Source organism: Enterobacter cloacae complex sp. XAL002 (assembly GCF_049236805.1).
Taxonomy (GTDB): Bacteria; Pseudomonadota; Gammaproteobacteria; order Enterobacterales; family Enterobacteriaceae; genus Enterobacter; species Enterobacter intestinihominis.
Map to the genome: position 1 here is coordinate 168238 of NZ_JBMKJN010000004.1, position 16925 is coordinate 185162.

Sequence of the window (16925 nt, forward strand, 5' to 3'; positions counted from 1 at the left end):
AGATATCTGCGCCTTTTTTATGGACGTGACATGATGAAAACACTGCAAATTGCTGTCGGGATCATTCGCAACCCGCAAAATCAGATCTTCATTACCCAACGTGCCGCCGATGCGCATATGGCCAACAAATGGGAATTCCCCGGCGGAAAAATCGAATCAGGTGAAACGCCGGAGCAGGCGCTGGTGCGTGAGCTTCAGGAAGAGGTGGGGATCACCCCGCTTGACGCAACGCTGTTCGATAAGCTGGAGTACCAGTTTCCGGACAGGCACATCACGCTGTGGTTCTGGCTGGTGGAAAACTGGGAAGGTGAGCCATGGGGAAAAGAGGGGCAGCCGGGTAACTGGATTGAGCTTCAGGCCAGCGATGCGGAAAAATTCCCGCCTGCCAATGAGCCTGTGATCCTCCGGCTGGTCGCACAACCGTAGGCCTGCTAAGCGAAGCGCCAGCAGGCTTTAAATGTTACTGCTGGTTTTCGCTCCAGTCATCGCTATCCGAGAGATCGCCTTCGCTCGGAATGCGTTTCTCTTCCGCCGCCCATTCGCCCAGGTCTATAAGTTGACAGCGTTTGCAGCAGAATGGGCGAAATGGACTCACTTCTCCCCAGACGACAGTTTTCCCACAGGTTGGGCAGTTTACGGTGGTTACGTCAGACATCGGCACTCCTTAACAACAGGCCAGTTCAAAATCGAGGCGTTCCGGCACGGTGCCATGCTCACTGTCCAGCGGCATAAAGCGGATCGCGAAACGGCTTTTATGTCCGGAAATTTGCGGGTAAAGCTGCTCGCCAAGAGAGAGATTCAAACGCAGAAGATCGGCGTCGTCGCCGTTATCCTGATAAAAACCGTTGAGACTGGTCTGATTGCGGAACGGGGCAGAGTTACGCACAAGATCGAGGATCAGGGATAACGTTTGATTCATCGGCTCCAGACTGCCCATCCAGCTGTTTACCTGGCGATCGCGCTGTTCCTGCGGCATGTGCAGCCACATATGCAGCGTTGGCAGGTCAAAGCTACAGCAACCGCCCGGTATGCTCAGACGCTGACGCACCAGCGCAATCAGACGGTCCTCGCGTAAAAATTGTCCAACGCGCGGCGCGGCCATCAGCGTCGCGCTGCTGTTTTTTAGCTGCTGGCGTAAAGCGTCAATTCGACTTTTATCTACGCCCGGTACTTCGGCCCAGGCCTGTAATTTACGCTGCTGGCGCTCCAGCTCTTTCAACAGCTCAGTGCGGACATCGCCGCGTTCAATCACATCCAGCAGATCGCCCACGTTGCGGAAAAAATGCAGCGCGGTGGCGTGATCGTTGACGGGCAGATGTTGTGAAAGTTGTTGAATAAGAAATTCTATGCGTAGCCAGGTACGCATTTTTTCGTTAAGCGGATGCTCAAAAAGGATATGAGTCGACATTATGGTTTTTCCTGTGCAACGGCCTGCGCGGCGAAGGTCAGATACTTCGCGTGCAGACGAGCAACATCCGATGCAATGGCATCTGGTGCGCCGTTATTATCAATAACATCATCCGCAACGGCGAGGCGCGCTTCGCGCGTGGCCTGTGCGGCAAGAATTTGTTCAGCATGCTCGCGTGAAACATGGTCACGCGCCATGGTTCTCTGGATTTGCGTTTCGCGGGAAACGTCAATCACCAGCGTTCTGTCCGCCTTATTCTGTAGCTGATTTTCCACCAGTAACGGGATCACCCACAACACATAGGGCGAACTGGCTGCGGCAATCTGACGCTGAGTTTCATGGTGGATAATGGGGTGGAGCAGGGCATTAAGCCAGGCTTTTTCCGCCGGATCGGAAAATATGCACTCACGCAGCTGCCGACGATTCAGGGTGCCGTCAGCCTGTATCACACGGCGACCAAAATGCGCTTCGATGGCGTTTAAGGCGGGTGTATTGGGTTCTACCACCTGACGGGCAATGATATCGGCGTCGATAATCGTGATGCCGAGACGAGCAAACGCGTGCGCAACGGTGCTTTTACCACTACCGATGCCGCCGGTTAATGCGACGATATACCCCATTAAATCAGATCCTGGGAATTATTCAGTTTTAAAATCAGTTGCTTAAAATTCAAACTTACAACAGCCAATGTTTAGCTCTCTTTACCCGCTTTTTACCAGGTAAATTTATAGGATTGTAGCGTAAAAAAAGAGAATTTCGCAGTCTTGCGGAGCAGGTATTAGTGCGTATGATAGCGTCACTGGAGTTGTGCTTTTAATATATTTGCCTCTAACCCCAGGAATCCGCACATGCGTATTGAAGAAGATCTGAAGTTAGGTTTCAAAGACGTTCTTATCCGCCCTAAACGCTCTACACTGAAAAGTCGCTCAGACGTTGAACTCGAACGTCAATTCACCTTTAAGCATTCCGGTCAGACGTGGTCTGGCGTGCCGATTATCGCGGCCAATATGGACACCGTCGGGACCTTCGAGATGGCGACCGCGCTGGCGCAATTCGACATCCTTACTGCGGTACATAAACACTACAGCCCTGAGGAGTGGAATGCGTTTGTCGCCTCCGCCTCGGCTGACGTGGTGAAGCATGTGATGGTCTCGACCGGTACGTCTGATGCAGATTTCGAGAAAACCAAACAGATCCTGAACGCCAATCCGGCGCTGAATTTTGTCTGCATTGACGTGGCAAATGGTTATTCCGAGCATTTCGTCCAGTTCGTCAGCAAGGCGCGTGAAGCCTGGCCAACCAAAACCATCATCGCGGGCAACGTGGTGACCGGTGAAATGTGTGAAGAGCTGATCCTCTCCGGGGCCGACATTGTGAAAGTAGGCATTGGCCCGGGGTCCGTTTGCACCACGCGCGTGAAAACCGGTGTGGGTTATCCGCAGCTGTCTGCGGTAATTGAATGCGCTGACGCCGCGCATGGTCTGGGCGGCCAGATCATCAGCGACGGTGGCTGCACCATGCCAGGCGATGTGGCGAAAGCCTTCGGCGGCGGCGCGGACTTCGTGATGCTCGGCGGCATGCTGGCCGGCCACGAAGAGAGCGGCGGTACCGTGGTGGAAGAGAACGGTGAGAAATTCATGCTGTTCTACGGAATGAGCTCTGAATCTGCGATGACCCGTCACGTGGGTGGTGTCGCGAAATACCGTGCGGCGGAAGGCAAAACCGTTAAGCTGCCACTGCGCGGCCCGGTCGAAAACACGGCGCGCGATATCCTCGGCGGTCTGCGTTCTGCCTGCACCTACGTGGGGGCTTCCCGCCTGAAAGAGCTGACTAAACGCACGACGTTTATCCGCGTTCAGGAGCAGGAAAACCGCGTATTTAATAGCCTCTGACGGCTACGGCTGGCGCGCGTCCGTGCGCCAGCATTACCCCGCGCTCATTGCATCCCCCAGATGGAAAATCGGCAGATACATTGCCACCACCAGCGTGCCAATAATCAGACCTGTCACGACCAGTAGCAAAGGCTCAAGAAGCGCCGCCAGATTGTCTGCCTGCTGAAATGTCTGTTCCGTATGATGGCGGGCCAGATTCATCAGCATCACATCCAGTGAACCCGATACTTCTCCGGTGCGAATGAGCTGAATACACAGTGGTGTAAAAACAGAGGCCTTCTGGAAGGAGGACCACACGGGCATCCCCTGTTCGATATCGCTGCGTATCTCACGGAGTTTCTCCTGCCAGTAGCCACTCTCAACGGTTTCCTCCACACTCTCCAGTCCTTGTAAAAAGGCAATCCCGGCCTGCTGGGTTAATGACAGCACTGTAAAAATTTGCCCCAGTTTTTGCCCACGCATCAGCGTGCCCATCACCGGTACATGTAACAGGACGTACTGCCAGCGCGGATGCCGCCGCAGCTTACAGGCGATGACAACCATTGCCACGAGCAGGGCCAAAAGGGTGAGCATATGCGCCTGAACCAGGGCCGCCAGCCTCATGACTGCCTGCGTGAGCAAAGGGAGCGGGGTGTTGAACGTTTTGTAGATTGCAGCAAACTCAGGCAACACCAGCGTGACCATCGCCAGCACCACGAAAACGGCCAGCGTCAGGATGATCAGCGGATAGCGCAGCGCTTTCTTCACCTTTGCACTGAGCTGCTGCTGGGATTTTTGTTGCTGCGCAAGCTGACGGCAGCAGGCTTCGAGCTTACCCGTCAGCTCACCCGTCTTCACCATCGAGACATAAAGGGGGCTAAACACCTCTGGCCATTTCTTCATGGCCTCTGACAGGGCGCAACCTTCGCTCAGGTCATCAGCAAGACTGTGCAGCAGCGCCTGCCAGTGCTTCAAAGGATGCTGTTCCGCCAGCATGTGCAGGCTTTGGGACAGCGTGAGTCCGGCCTGTAGCAGCGTGGCGAGCTGGCGAAAAATATCGTAGCAGTGTTGCACCTGCCATCGGTGTCGCTGCTGGCAGCGTTTTAGCGCCAGCGGGTGCAGCTGTTTAAGCACCAGAGCCGTGTAAGCTGCGTTACGGTCGATGGCCCAGAGGGTGCCGGTTTGCACCTCCCCCTCGGTGGTCAGGGCACGCCAGCGCCACAGCGAATTAGCAGCCATCGGGCATTCCCAGGACGCGCAACAGCTCTTCGAGCGTGGTCAGCCCTTGCTCTACGGCCATGCAGCCGTGCTCAAACAAAGAGGTCATTCCCGCCTGACGTGCGCTGGATCCAATCACCTCCGTGCTTGCTCCGCTGGCGATGGCCTGCCGCAGCGTGTCGTCGATGACGAGCACTTCAAAAATGGCTACGCGACCATAAAAACCGTGGTAGCAGCGCTCGCAACCGGTGGGTTGCCAGCGAGGAAGCGGCCGGGGCCACAGCGTGCGAGGTAATTCGGTGTGGCGGCTGGCTTCCTGTCGGCAGTACGGGCATAAACGACGCACCAGCCGCTGGGCAATCACCATCGAGAGCGCCGAAGAGATCATCCAGCGCGCGACGCCCATCTGTTGCAGCCGTACCAGCGTTTCAGTCGTCGAATTAGTATGGAGGGTGGACAGCACCAGATGCCCGGTTTGCGCCGCCTTAATGGCAATTTCTGCCGTTTCGCCGTCACGAATTTCACCCACCATAATGATGTCAGGATCCTGCCTGAGCAGGGCACGCAGCACGCTCTGGAAGGTCAGCCCCGCGCGCGGATTAATCTGCGTCTGGTTTAAGCCTGCAAGCGGGATTTCAACGGGATCTTCCACGCTGCAAATATTAACGTCAGGGGTATTTCGCGCCTGTAACGCGCTGTACAGCGTCACCGTTTTCCCGCTACCGGTCGTGCCGGTGACCAGAATCAACCCCTGAGGGCTGTTAAGCGCCCCGGCAAAACGGGCCTGCTGGTCTGCACTCATCCCCAGCAGTTCAAGCTCCAGTGCCTGCTGTACCTGGTGAAGCAGACGAAGCACGATTTTTTCTCCACCGCTACAGGGAAGGGTTGCGATACGAAAAGAGACGGGGACGCTTGCCAGCTCCACCGTAAACTGACCGTCCTGCGGCAGGCGGCGCTCCGCAATATCCAGTTGGCCCAGCACCTTCAGGCGTGCGGCAAGCGTCGTACCGAGGGCGGCGGAAACCGGCGGTTGCGGGTAGAGAACACCGTCGATTCGCAAACGGATCTGGTAGCCGTGCTCCGTCGGTTCAATATGGATGTCAGAAGCCCGCTGGTTCACTGCCTGCTGCAACGTTGTACTGAGCACGTCAGCGGCTGAGTTTGGCACTATTCCCGGCAGGTGTGATGATGAGAGGGACTGAAGCCGTTTTTCCATCCGTTCGGCCGTCCAGCACTCAATATCAATACGTTTCTGCGTGGCGAAGCGTAACGCTTCCATCAGCTCAGAGGCAGGATTACCCACCACCGCAATGCTGATCATCTCGGTGTCGCTTGCGAGTAGCAGTGCGTGATGGCGCTGACAGAGCGTCATAAGCTGTTCGGTGTTCATTGTCCACTCCTGTCAGTTGTTGTCGAAGCGGAAAACATCTTCACAGGCTTGTCTGAGCGCCGTGTCGGACGCAATGTTGCAGGCACGCGTCCAGCCCGTCATACCGTTACCGTCGCTCCAGATCGGTGTCATGAGCACTTCAAGTCCGTTAAGGCTTTCCTGCCCTGTTAACGATACGACCCCCTTCGCCACGCTCATCGCTGAAACGTAACGCGTGGTAGTCGGGGAGGGGATGCCATTGGTTCCTGCGTCGCAGCGATCCACACCACCACGATCCAGGGCGCAAAGCTCAATAGCGGTGCGGTAGGGAATGAACGTTTGCAGCATATCGGTGAGCGCTGCTTTTCGCAGGTAGTTCTGATAGGCCGGGATGCCAATCGCGCTCAGGATGGCAATAATGCCAATGACCACCATTAGCTCAATCAGGGTAAATCCTTGTTGTCTGTTCATATCTGCTCCTTACGTTAAGTGGCGCTACTGTGGCAGTACCGGCGCGCAGAAACGAGGGGCAAAAGCGCGAACGTGAAAGGACTTTCAGGGAAATGATTCAGTGTTGCAGAGAAGGACAGCGTAATTGCGAGCGGTTTCGTATTTCCCCTCTCCGGGCGGAGAGGGGAAGATCAGTTATTTGAAGCGCATCGAGAGGTCCAGGGCACGTACGTGCTTGGTCAGGGCGCCAACGGAGATATAATCGACGCCGGTTTCAGCAAATTCGCGGAGGGTGTCGAACGTCACGTTGCCGGACACCTCAAGTTGCGCCTGGCCGTTTGTGCGTTTGACCGCTTCACGCATCTGCTCCGTGTCGAAGTTATCGAGCATGATGATGTCAGCCCCCGCTTTAATGGCCTCGTCCAGCTCATCCAGCGTTTCCACTTCCACTTCGACCGGCACATCCGGATGCAGCCAGAAGGCTTTTTCCACGGCCTGACGTACCGAGCCAGAGGCAATAATGTGGTTCTCTTTGATCAGGAAGGCATCGGATAGCCCCAGACGATGGTTGGCGCCACCGCCGCAGAGCACGGCGTATTTCAGCGCGGTGCGCAGGCCCGGCAGGGTTTTACGGGTATCCAGCAGCTGCGTGCGGGTGCCTGCCAGCAGGTCAACGTAGCGGCGTACTTCACTGGCAACGCCAGAGAGCGTTTGCACAAAATTGAGCGCGGTGCGTTCACCGGTCAGCAAGACGCGGGACGGGCCGTCCAGCTCGAACAGTGGCTGATTTGCCGTGACCGTATTACCGTCCTCAACGTGCCATGTTACCTGCACCTCGTTGCCCGCCAGCTGGGTAAAGACCTCCTCAACCCAGCGTTTGCCGCAGAAAACCCCCGCTTCGCGGGTGATGACTACCGCGTGCGACCGTGTCTCTTTTGGCAACAATTGGGCGGTAATATCGTTATCGGCGCTGACGTCACCGCCGAGGTCTTCTCTCAGGGCATGGGCAACGCTTGCCGGGATATCACTATTAATACGTTCCAGAAGCGCGTCACGTCGGTGGTCGGGGTTATAGCGGCGAGGCGGCATGATAAAACTCCAAATTGGTAACGAATCATAATATTGAAACATGCTACTCTGAACCGAGTAACAGCACCATAGATAAGGAGTTCCAGCATGTTGTTAGAAAACGGATGGCTGGTGGACGCGCGACATGTACCGTCGCCGCACCACGATTGCCGCCCGGAGGATGAAAAGCCCACACTGCTGGTGGTTCACAACATAAGTCTCCCGCCAGGTGAGTTTGGCGGTCCGTGGATCGACGCGTTATTCACGGGAACGATAGATCCCGATGCTCATCCTTACTTTGCTGAGATTGCGCATTTGCGCGTATCGGCGCACTGCCTGATCCGCCGTGATGGCGAAGTGGTTCAGTATGTTCCTTTTGATAAGCGAGCCTGGCATGCCGGCGTGTCGATGTATCAGGGGCGCGAGCGGTGCAATGATTTCTCCATTGGAATTGAACTGGAAGGAACGGACACCACGCCTTACACCGATGCGCAATATCAGAAACTGGTTGCTGTGACGCAAACTTTAGTGGGGCTTTATCCCGCCATTGCAGACAATATTACGGGGCACAGCGACATCGCCCCCGAAAGAAAAACCGACCCCGGCCCGGCGTTTGACTGGTCCCGGTTTCACGCCATGCTTACCACGTCGTCAGATAAGGAGATAACATGACGTTGTTTACCATGCTGCTGGTTATGATCGCCGAACGCCTGTTTAAGCTCGGCGAGCACTGGCATCTGGATCATCGGCTGGAAGTGTTATTCCGCCGGATCAGGCATTTTTCCATGCTACGCACGCTGCTTATGACGGCAGGTGTGATGGTGATTACGTTCCTGTTGCTACGCTCACTTTACGGCCTCTTTTTCAACGTGCCGCTGCTGGTGGTATGGATACTGCTGGGCGTGTTGTGTATTGGCGCGGGCAAGGTGCGTTTGCACTATCACGCGTATCTGAAAGCTGCTTCCCGGGATGATGTCCACGCGCGCGGCGCGATGGCGAGCGAGCTGACGATGATCCACGGCGTACCGCCGGACTGCGATGAACGCGAATTTCTGCGCGAGCTACAAAACGCGCTGCTGTGGATTAACTTCCGTTACTACCTGGCGCCGCTGTTCTGGTTTGTGGTGGGCGGTCCATGGGGACCAGTACTGCTGATGGGCTATGCTTTTCTGCGCGCCTGGCAGACCTGGCTTGCCCGCTACCTTACGCCGCATGAACGTCTCCAGTCCGGCATTGATGCCATTCTGCACGTGCTCGACTGGCTTCCGGTGCGACTGGTCGGCGTGGTCTATGCCCTCATCGGTCACGGTGAAAAGGCGTTGCCAGCGTGGTTTGCCTCCCTTGCAGACCGCCATACCGCGCAGTATCAGGTCTTAACCCGACTGGCTCAATTCTCGCTGGCTCGCGAGCCGCACACGAACAAAGTCGAAACGCCTAAAGCTGCCGTCTCGATGGCGAAAAAAACGTCGTTTGTGGTGGTGGTGATTGTGGCGTTGCTGACGATTTACGGCACGCTGGTCTGACCCAGCGCGCCGAAGCCGTTACAGCGTATCCGCAGGCGGGATGCCGAAATCAGGCATCCCGTTGTCGTCCCAGCGGACGAGCTTCAGGCGAGTGTGGCGATTCGGATCGTAAAGCGGATCGCCTTCAATTTCAGTGTAGTTTCGCGCGTGGTAGACCAGCACATCGTCGCCTTCCGGCGTCTGCGTAAAGCTGTTATGGCCTGGTCCATACTGACGGTTTTCGTAGCTGGTGACGAACACCGGGCGCGGGGATTTATGCCAGTTAGCCGGGTTTTGCGGATCGGCATCTACGTCTATCCACAGTAATCCCATGCAGTAATTCTCGTCGGTGGCGCTGGCGGAATAGCTGATAAATAGCTTATCGCCATGGAACAGCACCGCCGGGCCTTCGTTGACCCAGAATCCGCGGCACTCCCAGTCATATTCCGGTTTACTGAGCATCACCGGCTCGCCTTTCAGCGTCCACGGATTTTCCATTTCACACAGGTAAAGATTGGAGTTACCGGAAATGTCCGGGGCTTTTTGCGCCCACAGATACCAGCGTTTGCCCTGATGCACAAAGGTAGTGGCATCCAGCGCGAAGGTGTCAAACGGGGTTTTGATTTGCCCTTTTTCCACCCATGTACCGGTGAGCGGATCGCGATCTGCGCATTCAATGGCGAACATGCGATGCTGGAACATCCCGAGTTCGTCGAGCGCCTGGGTATGTGTGGCGGCAAAGTAGATGTACCACTTGCCGTCGATATGATGCAGTTCCGGTGCCCAGATCAGCTGGCTCATCGGGCCGGTGTCGGGCTTGCGCCAGACAACTACCTCTTCGGCATTGCCTAAATCTTCCAGCGAGTCCGCGCGGCGGATCGCCAGCCGGTCATACTCCGGCACGGAGGCGATAAAGTAATATTGCCCATCGTGACGCAGGATATACGGGTCGGCGCGTTGTTCAATAAACGGGTTTGGCCAGGTTTGCATTCGGCTTTCCTTATTTAGTCTCAGCGGCTTTAAATTCCTGATAGTCGCTCAGTTCACGATAGTTGGTGCGACGCTTCTCCAGATCGGACTGGATTTGCTTCATGGTCTCACGGTCCACTTTCAGCAGACGTACAACGCCCGCGGTAATTAAATATCCAATGCCAGGAATGACGGTAAAGAGCAGCACAATGCCGTTGATGGCATCCGCGCTCTGCGCTTTTGCGCCCGCGTCATAACCGTACCAGGAGAGCAGGAAGCCAACCATCGCCCCGGCAATCGCCAGACCCAGCTTCAGGAAGAAGATGTTGCCGGAGAAGCTGATCCCGGTGATACGTTTCCCGGTTTTCCATTCACCGTAGTCGTCCACGTCGGCCATCAGTGACCAGTGCAGAGGGGATGGGATCTGGTGCAGGATATTCAGCAGGACGTAAAGCACAACAATGGTTGTCGTCGCTTTCGGGTCGAAGAAGTAGAAGGCGCAGGAGAAAATCGCCAGCGCGATGTTGGTCCAGAAGAAGACCTTCAGCTTGCACCAGCGGTCGGTCAGCACTTTCGCCAGCATACTGCCGAACATCATGCCGACAACGCCCAGGCTGATAAACAGCGTGGCGAAATGGGTGCTTTGCCCCATTACCCAGGTGACGTAATACATGGTGGCCGCCATGCGGATAAAGCCCGGGCAGACGTTGCAGAGCGTCAGAAGCAGAATGCGCACCCACTGGTCATTCTTCCACACATCCTTCAGGTCGTTTTTCAGTTCGTCGTGGGTTTGTACAGCCGGGCGAACGCGCTCGCGCACCGTGGCGAAGCAGAACAGGAACATGCAGGTACCAATCAGCGCCAGCACGGTCATCGCCATCTGGTAGCCTTTGGCTTTGTTATCCCCACCGAACCAGTCAGCCATTGGCAGGAGCGTAAGCGACAGCAGCAGCGTGGCGATACCGACCATAACAAAACGATAGGACTGGCAGGCTACGCGCTCTTTTGGGTCGTTGGTGATCACGCCACCGAGCGAGCAGTACGGAATGTTGATGGCGGTATAGGTCAGCGACAGCAGGAAGTAGGTGACAAATGCATAGATAACTTTGCTGTTATAGCTCCACTCTGGGGTGGTGAACATCAGGATGCTGAACAGCGCATAGGGGAAGGCAATCCACAGTAGCCATGGACGAAATCGGCCATATTTGCTGCGGGTACGGTCGGCAATCGCGCCCATGATTGGGTCCGTTACGGCGTCAATCACGCGAACGGACAGCAGCAGTACCCCAACCAGCGCAGGCGCCAGACCAAAAATATCCGTATAAAAATAGTTAACAAATAACATGATGGCGCCAAAGATAATGTTGCATCCGGCGTCACCCATGCCATAGCCGATCTTTTCTTTTACTGACAGTTTGTTGTTATCCATCGACAGATCTCCGGGTTTCGGTATGGAGAGAATTATTCGCTGGCAAACGGATATATGCGTTGCAATATAAGGGCGGTGATATGGAGGATTTTGCTGTTGGCGTGAATTTGTGAGGAAGGTAACAAGACGCTGTACCCGCAACCGCGGGTACAGCGAGAAAACACTTAGTGCGCTTTCACCGTTTTGGCATTTTTCTGTTTCACCATATAGCCCACGCCGAGGATCGCAATCCACACCGGGATGAGGTAGACGGAAATCGCCATGCCTGGCGTGATGAGCATGATGACCAGCACGGCCGCCATGAACAGCAGGCAAACCCAGTTCCCCAGCGGATAGAGCAGGGCAGGGAAGCGCGTGGTTACGCCCTGCTGCTGCTTGGCGCGGCGGAACTTGATGTGCGCGAGGCTAATCATCGCCCAGTTGATCACCAGCGCGGAAACCACCAACGCCATCAGCAGGCCGAAGGCCGATTCCGGTGCCAGGTAGTTAATCAGAACGCAAAGCGCCGTCACGACCGCCGACACGATAATGGTGTTAACCGGTACGCCACGTTTATCAACGGTAAGCAGCGCTTTCGGTGCGTTGCCCTGTTGCGCCAGGCCGAACAGCATACGGCTGTTGCAGTAAACGCAGCTGTTATAAACAGAGAGCGCGGCGGTCAGCACTACGACGTTGAGCGCGTTCGCCACGAAGGTGTCGCCCAGCTCGTGGAAGATCAGCACAAACGGGCTGGTATCCGCCGTGACGCGTGTCCATGGCAGCAGGGAGAGCAGGACCGCCAGGGAGCCCACGTAGAAGATCAGAATACGGTAGATAACCTGATTTGTGGCTTTCGGGATGCTCTGCTCCGGGTTGTCGGCTTCCGCGGCGGTGATGCCCACCAGCTCCAGACCGCCGAAGGAGAACATAATGATCGCCATCATCATTACCAGGCCGGTCATGCCGTGCGGCAGGAACCCGCCCTGTTCCCAGAGGTTGCGTACGGTTGCCTGCGGGCCACCGTTGCCGCTGAAGAGCAACCAGCCGCCAAAAATGATCATCGCTACAACGGCAATTACTTTGATAATGGCGAACCAGAACTCCATTTCCCCAAACACTTTCACGTTGGTCAGATTAATGGCGTTGATCAGCACGAAGAAGACTGCCGCAGACGCCCAGGTGGGGATCTCCGGGTACCAGAATTGAATGTATTTACCGACGGCGGTGAGTTCCGCCATAGCAACCAGCACGTAAAGAACCCAGTAGTTCCATCCAGAGGCGAAGCCCGCAAAGCTGCCCCAGTATTTATAGGCAAAGTGGCTAAAAGAGCCTGCAACCGGCTCCTCAACGACCATTTCCCCTAACTGGCGCATAATCAAAAACGCAATGAAACCTGCAATCGCGTAACCCAGAATGATGCCCGGACCGGCCGACTGGATAACGGACGCACTGCCCAGAAACAGGCCAGTACCAATAGCACCGCCCAGGGCGATGAGCTGAATATGGCGGTTTTTAAGACCGCGCTTTAGCTGATCGCCATGCTGTTGAGCTTCCATTTGAAACCTCGTGTGTGGTTGTTATGTTCACGCTGTGCGTGTGTAATTATGAAAGTCCATATTCTGTATTTATTTCTTTACGGTTAACGATACCGAAAAAAGCGGAGATGGCTTCCGTTAGCGCCAGAATAGTGGTAAGTGCCAGCGAATGCACCTGCTTTATGAAGGGATGATGACGACTTGAATAAAAAGAAACCAATTGTAAATCGGTACGTTAACCCCTCATACCCCAACCTATAGAATAGAAATGCGTCATAAGTGGGCGAATTTTCATATTTTGCCTTGTTGAATCGCTTCAGATTGCAAAAGCCCTCGTTTAAATATGGTTAAAACTGCCCCTTTGGGAGTAACCATTTCATTTGTGCAAAGTTACATTCCTGAAACGTTAGTTCTGTAAGGTTGTTAAAATGTGCCGGGTTTCCTGATTTCAATCAAAACCAATATGGACAGAAGGTGAATACTTTGTTACTTTAGCGATACGAACATGAAATTGGTAAGACCAATTGACTCCGGGCAAAAAGGCGTAAGACAGGGAATATGGCCTACAGCAAAATTCGCCAACCAAAACTTTCCGATGTGATTGAGCAGCAGCTGGAGTTTTTGATTCTCGAAGGGACACTGCGCCCGGGCGAGAAACTCCCGCCAGAACGCGAGCTGGCAAAACAGTTCGACGTTTCACGCCCCTCTCTGCGTGAGGCGATTCAACGTCTCGAAGCAAAGGGCCTGTTGCTCCGTCGTCAGGGTGGCGGAACCTTTGTGCAAAACAGCCTGTGGCAGAGCTTCAGCGACCCGCTTGTAGAACTTCTCTCTGACCACCCAGAATCCCAGTTTGATCTGCTTGAGACCCGTCACGCGCTGGAAGGTATCGCGGCCTATTACGCCGCCCTTCGCAGCACTGATGAAGACCGCGTACGTATTCGCGAGCTGCATCAGGCCATTGAACGGGCACAGCAGTCCGGCGACTTAGACGCCGAATCCAGCGCCGTTGTCCAGTATCAAATTGCCGTCACCGAAGCAGCGCACAACGTGGTGCTCCTCCATCTGCTACGCTGCATGGAGCCCATGCTGGCCCAGAACGTTCGTCAGAATTTTGAATTGTTGTATGCCCGTCGGGAGATGCTCCCGCTGGTAAGCAACCATCGCACCCGAGTATTCGAGGCGATAATGGCCGGGGAACCGGAGCAGGCGCGTGAAGCGTCGCACCGCCATCTGGCTTTCATTGAGGAAATCTTGCTGGACCGCAGCCGTGAACAATCGCGTCGCGAGCGTTCATTGCGCCGCATACAGCAACGAAAGGATTAAGCGCCAGGTACTTTTAGAGCGCGGCAACTAAACGCAGAACCTGTCTTATTGTGTTCTTAACCGAGAGCACAATGGGACAGGTTCCAGACAAATCAACGTATTAGATAGATAAGGAATACCCCCATGTCAGAACGTCTCCAAAATGACGTGGATCCGATCGAAACTCGCGACTGGCTACAGGCGATCGAATCGGTCATCCGTGAAGAAGGTGTTGAGCGTGCTCAGTATCTGATTGATCAGCTGCTTTCAGAAGCGCGCAAAGGCGGCGTGAAAGTGGCTTCAGGTGCAGGGGCTAGCAACTACGTAAACACGATTGCCGTCGAAGACGAACCGGAATACCCGGGCAATCTGGATCTGGAACGCCGTATCCGTTCTGCTATCCGCTGGAACGCTATCATGACCGTTCTGCGCGCATCCAAGAAAGATCTGGAACTGGGTGGCCACATGGCGTCCTTCCAGTCCTCTGCGACCGTTTACGAAGTGTGCTTCAACCACTTCTTCCGTGCAGCCAACGAGAAAGACGGCGGCGATCTGGTGTACTTCCAGGGCCACATCTCTCCGGGCATCTATGCACGTGCCTTCCTGGAAGGTCGTCTGACTGAAGAGCAGATGAACAACTTCCGTCAGGAAGTTCACGGTAAGGGTCTGTCTTCTTATCCGCATCCTAAACTGATGCCTGAGTTCTGGCAGTTCCCGACCGTATCTATGGGTCTGGGTCCAATTGGTGCAATCTATCAGGCTAAATTCCTGAAGTACCTGGAACACCGTGGTCTGAAAGACACCTCTGAGCAGACCGTTTACGCCTTCCTGGGCGACGGTGAAATGGATGAGCCAGAATCTAAAGGCGCGATCACCATCGCGACCCGTGAGAAGCTGGACAACCTGTGCTTCATCATCAACTGTAACCTGCAACGTCTGGATGGTCCGGTAACCGGTAACGGCAAGATCATTAACGAACTGGAAGGCATCTTCGCGGGTGCAGGCTGGAACGTGATCAAAGTCATGTGGGGCGGTCGTTGGGATGAGCTGCTGCGTAAAGACACCAGCGGTAAACTGATCCAGCTGATGAACGAAACCGTTGACGGCGACTACCAGACCTTCAAATCCAAAGACGGTGCCTACGTTCGTGAGCACTTCTTCGGCAAATATCCTGAAACCGCAGCCCTGGTTGCAGACTGGACTGACGAGCAGATCTGGGCACTGAACCGCGGTGGTCACGATCCGAAGAAAGTTTACGCTGCACTGAAAAAAGCGCAGGAAACCAAAGGTAAAGCGACTGTGATCCTGGCCCACACCATCAAAGGTTACGGCATGGGTGATACCGCAGAAGGTAAAAACATCGCTCACCAGGTTAAGAAAATGAACATGGACGGCGTGCGTTATATCCGCGACCGTTTCAACGTTCCAGTGACCGATGAGCAGGTAGAAAACCTGTCTTACATCACCTTCCCGGAAGGGTCTGAAGAGCACAAGTACCTGCACGAACGTCGTCAGGCGCTGAAAGGCTACCTGCCTGCTCGTCAGCCTAACTTCACCGAGAAGCTGGAACTGCCAGCCCTGGAAGACTTCTCTCAGCTGCTGGAAGAGCAGAACAAAGAGATCTCTACCACTATCGCTTTCGTTCGTGCCCTGAACGTGATGCTGAAGAACAAGTCAATCAAAGATCGTCTGGTTCCAATCATCGCCGACGAAGCGCGTACTTTCGGTATGGAAGGTCTGTTCCGTCAGATCGGTATCTACAGCCCGAACGGCCAGCAGTACACCCCGCAGGACCGTGAGCAGGTTGCATACTACAAAGAAGACGAGAAAGGTCAGATCCTGCAGGAAGGTATCAACGAGCTGGGCGCAGGCGCATCCTGGCTGGCTGCTGCGACCTCTTACAGCACCAACAACCTGCCGATGATCCCGTTCTACATCTACTACTCCATGTTCGGGTTCCAGCGTATCGGTGATCTGTGCTGGCAGGCCGGCGACCAGCAGGCTCGCGGCTTCCTGATCGGTGGTACTTCTGGTCGTACGACCCTGAACGGTGAAGGTCTGCAGCACGAAGATGGTCACAGCCACATTCAGTCTCTGACTATCCCTAACTGTATCTCTTACGACCCGTCTTACGCGTACGAAGTGGCAGTCATCATGCATGACGGTCTGCAGCGCATGTACGGTGAAGCGCAAGAGAACGTTTACTACTACATCACCACCCTGAACGAAAACTACCACATGCCGGCAATGCCAGCAGGTGCCGAGGAAGGTATCCGTAAAGGTATCTACAAACTCGAAACCATCGAAGGTAGCAAAGGTAAAGTTCAGCTGCTGGGCTCCGGTTCTATCCTGCGTCACGTTCGTGAAGCAGCGCAGATCCTGGCGAAAGACTACGGTGTGGGTTCCGATGTGTACTCTGTGACCTCCTTCACTGAACTGGCGCGTGATGGCCAGGATTGTGAGCGCTGGAACATGCTGCACCCAATGGAAACCCCACGCGTTCCGTACATCGCTCAGGTGATGAACGACGCGCCAGCGGTGGCGTCTACTGACTATATGAAACTGTTCGCTGAGCAGGTTCGTACTTACGTTCCAGCTGATGATTATCGCGTACTGGGTACTGACGGCTTCGGTCGTTCTGACAGCCGCGAAAACCTGCGTCACCACTTCGAAGTTGATGCTTCCTACGTGGTAGTAGCAGCACTGGGCGAACTGGCTAAACGTGGCGAAATCGATAAGAAAGTGGTTGCAGACGCAATCACCAAATTCAACATCGATGCAGATAAAGTTAACCCGCGTCTGGCGTAAGAGGTAAAAGAATAATG

The 16925-nt window shown here is 54.9% G+C and carries 16 protein-coding genes; 6 read left to right on the plus strand and 10 right to left on the minus strand.

Annotation, left to right across the window (positions count from 1 at the left end):
* The first annotated feature begins 33 nt into the window (after window positions 1-33).
* Window positions 34-426 carry an 8-oxo-dGTP diphosphatase MutT gene (mutT, locus tag ACOT0L_RS05370; RefSeq protein WP_032621758.1) on the plus strand — a complete coding sequence of 131 codons (393 nt, stop codon included), beginning with the start codon at window positions 34-36 and terminating at the stop codon, window positions 424-426.
* A 34-nt stretch (window positions 427-460) separates the two neighbouring features.
* Here the strand turns inward: mutT and yacG are convergent, their stop codons facing one another.
* Genes yacG through coaE form a run of 3 tightly spaced genes read right to left on the minus strand, consistent with a single transcriptional unit; the run spans window position 461 to window position 2028 of the window.
* The gene (gene yacG, locus ACOT0L_RS05375) at window positions 461-655 is read right to left on the minus strand and encodes a DNA gyrase inhibitor YacG (protein WP_003856332.1); all 195 of its coding nucleotides are present in this window, start codon (window positions 653-655) and stop codon (window positions 461-463) included.
* 9 nt (window positions 656-664) lie between these two features.
* Entirely contained in the window at window positions 665-1408 is a 744-nt protein-coding gene (gene zapD, locus ACOT0L_RS05380; RefSeq protein WP_126502815.1) for a cell division protein ZapD, read from the minus strand.
* The gene (coaE, locus tag ACOT0L_RS05385) at window positions 1408-2028 is read right to left on the minus strand and encodes a dephospho-CoA kinase (protein ID WP_038415344.1); all 621 of its coding nucleotides are present in this window, start codon (window positions 2026-2028) and stop codon (window positions 1408-1410) included. Before coaE ends, zapD begins: the two co-directional genes overlap by 1 nt.
* 228 nt (window positions 2029-2256) lie before the next feature.
* Between coaE and ACOT0L_RS05390 the strand changes: the two genes are divergently transcribed.
* The gene (locus tag ACOT0L_RS05390; RefSeq protein ID WP_022647054.1) at window positions 2257-3300 is read left to right on the plus strand and encodes a GMP reductase; all 1044 of its coding nucleotides are present in this window, start codon (window positions 2257-2259) and stop codon (window positions 3298-3300) included.
* Between the two features lie 33 nt (window positions 3301-3333).
* Here the strand turns inward: ACOT0L_RS05390 and hofC are convergent, their stop codons facing one another.
* The 4 genes from hofC to nadC form a co-directional block, all read right to left on the minus strand.
* The gene (gene hofC, locus ACOT0L_RS05395) at window positions 3334-4518 is read right to left on the minus strand and encodes a protein transport protein HofC (protein WP_126502814.1); all 1185 of its coding nucleotides are present in this window, start codon (window positions 4516-4518) and stop codon (window positions 3334-3336) included.
* Entirely contained in the window at window positions 4508-5887 is a 1380-nt protein-coding gene (gspE, locus tag ACOT0L_RS05400; protein ID WP_126502813.1) for a type II secretion system protein GspE, read from the minus strand. The genes hofC and gspE overlap by 11 nt, the downstream gene beginning before the upstream one ends.
* 12 nt (window positions 5888-5899) lie before the next feature.
* The gene (gene ppdD, locus ACOT0L_RS05405) at window positions 5900-6337 is read right to left on the minus strand and encodes a prepilin peptidase-dependent pilin (RefSeq protein WP_023299332.1); all 438 of its coding nucleotides are present in this window, start codon (window positions 6335-6337) and stop codon (window positions 5900-5902) included.
* A gap of 174 nt (window positions 6338-6511) precedes the next feature.
* Window positions 6512-7405 carry a carboxylating nicotinate-nucleotide diphosphorylase gene (gene nadC, locus ACOT0L_RS05410; RefSeq protein WP_126502812.1) on the minus strand — a complete coding sequence of 298 codons (894 nt, stop codon included), beginning with the start codon at window positions 7403-7405 and terminating at the stop codon, window positions 6512-6514.
* Between the two features lie 87 nt (window positions 7406-7492).
* Here nadC and ampD point away from each other — a divergent pair, with 87 nt between their 5' ends.
* Window positions 7493-8056, plus strand: a complete 564-nt coding sequence (gene ampD, locus ACOT0L_RS05415) for a 1,6-anhydro-N-acetylmuramyl-L-alanine amidase AmpD (protein ID WP_022647059.1) — start codon at window positions 7493-7495, stop codon at window positions 8054-8056.
* Entirely contained in the window at window positions 8053-8907 is an 855-nt protein-coding gene (gene ampE / locus ACOT0L_RS05420; protein ID WP_023299333.1) for a beta-lactamase regulator AmpE, read from the plus strand. The genes ampD and ampE overlap by 4 nt, the downstream gene beginning before the upstream one ends.
* An 18-nt stretch (window positions 8908-8925) precedes the next feature.
* Here the strand turns inward: ampE and ACOT0L_RS05425 are convergent, their stop codons facing one another.
* The 3 genes from ACOT0L_RS05425 to aroP all read right to left on the minus strand — a co-directional run bounded on the left by ACOT0L_RS05425 (window position 8926) and on the right by aroP (window position 12819).
* Complete coding sequence (locus ACOT0L_RS05425; protein WP_038415349.1) at window positions 8926-9876, minus strand: family 43 glycosylhydrolase; 951 nt, start codon at window positions 9874-9876, stop codon at window positions 8926-8928.
* 10 nt (window positions 9877-9886) lie between these two features.
* Entirely contained in the window at window positions 9887-11284 is a 1398-nt protein-coding gene (locus ACOT0L_RS05430) for a glycoside-pentoside-hexuronide (GPH):cation symporter (protein ID WP_022647062.1), read from the minus strand.
* Between the two features lie 164 nt (window positions 11285-11448).
* Window positions 11449-12819 (minus strand): aromatic amino acid transporter AroP, encoded by a 1371-nt coding sequence (aroP, locus tag ACOT0L_RS05435; protein WP_023299335.1) that lies wholly within the window; start codon window positions 12817-12819, stop codon window positions 11449-11451.
* A gap of 537 nt (window positions 12820-13356) precedes the next feature.
* Here aroP and pdhR point away from each other — a divergent pair.
* Both pdhR and aceE read left to right on the plus strand, forming a co-directional pair.
* Window positions 13357-14121: a pyruvate dehydrogenase complex transcriptional repressor PdhR gene (gene pdhR, locus ACOT0L_RS05440; RefSeq protein ID WP_006173806.1), complete on the plus strand. Its 765-nt coding sequence runs from the start codon at window positions 13357-13359 to the stop codon at window positions 14119-14121.
* 123 nt (window positions 14122-14244) lie between these two features.
* Complete coding sequence (aceE, locus tag ACOT0L_RS05445) at window positions 14245-16908, plus strand: pyruvate dehydrogenase (acetyl-transferring), homodimeric type (RefSeq protein ID WP_022647064.1); 2664 nt, start codon at window positions 14245-14247, stop codon at window positions 16906-16908.
* Window positions 16909-16925: the final 17 nt, after the last annotated feature.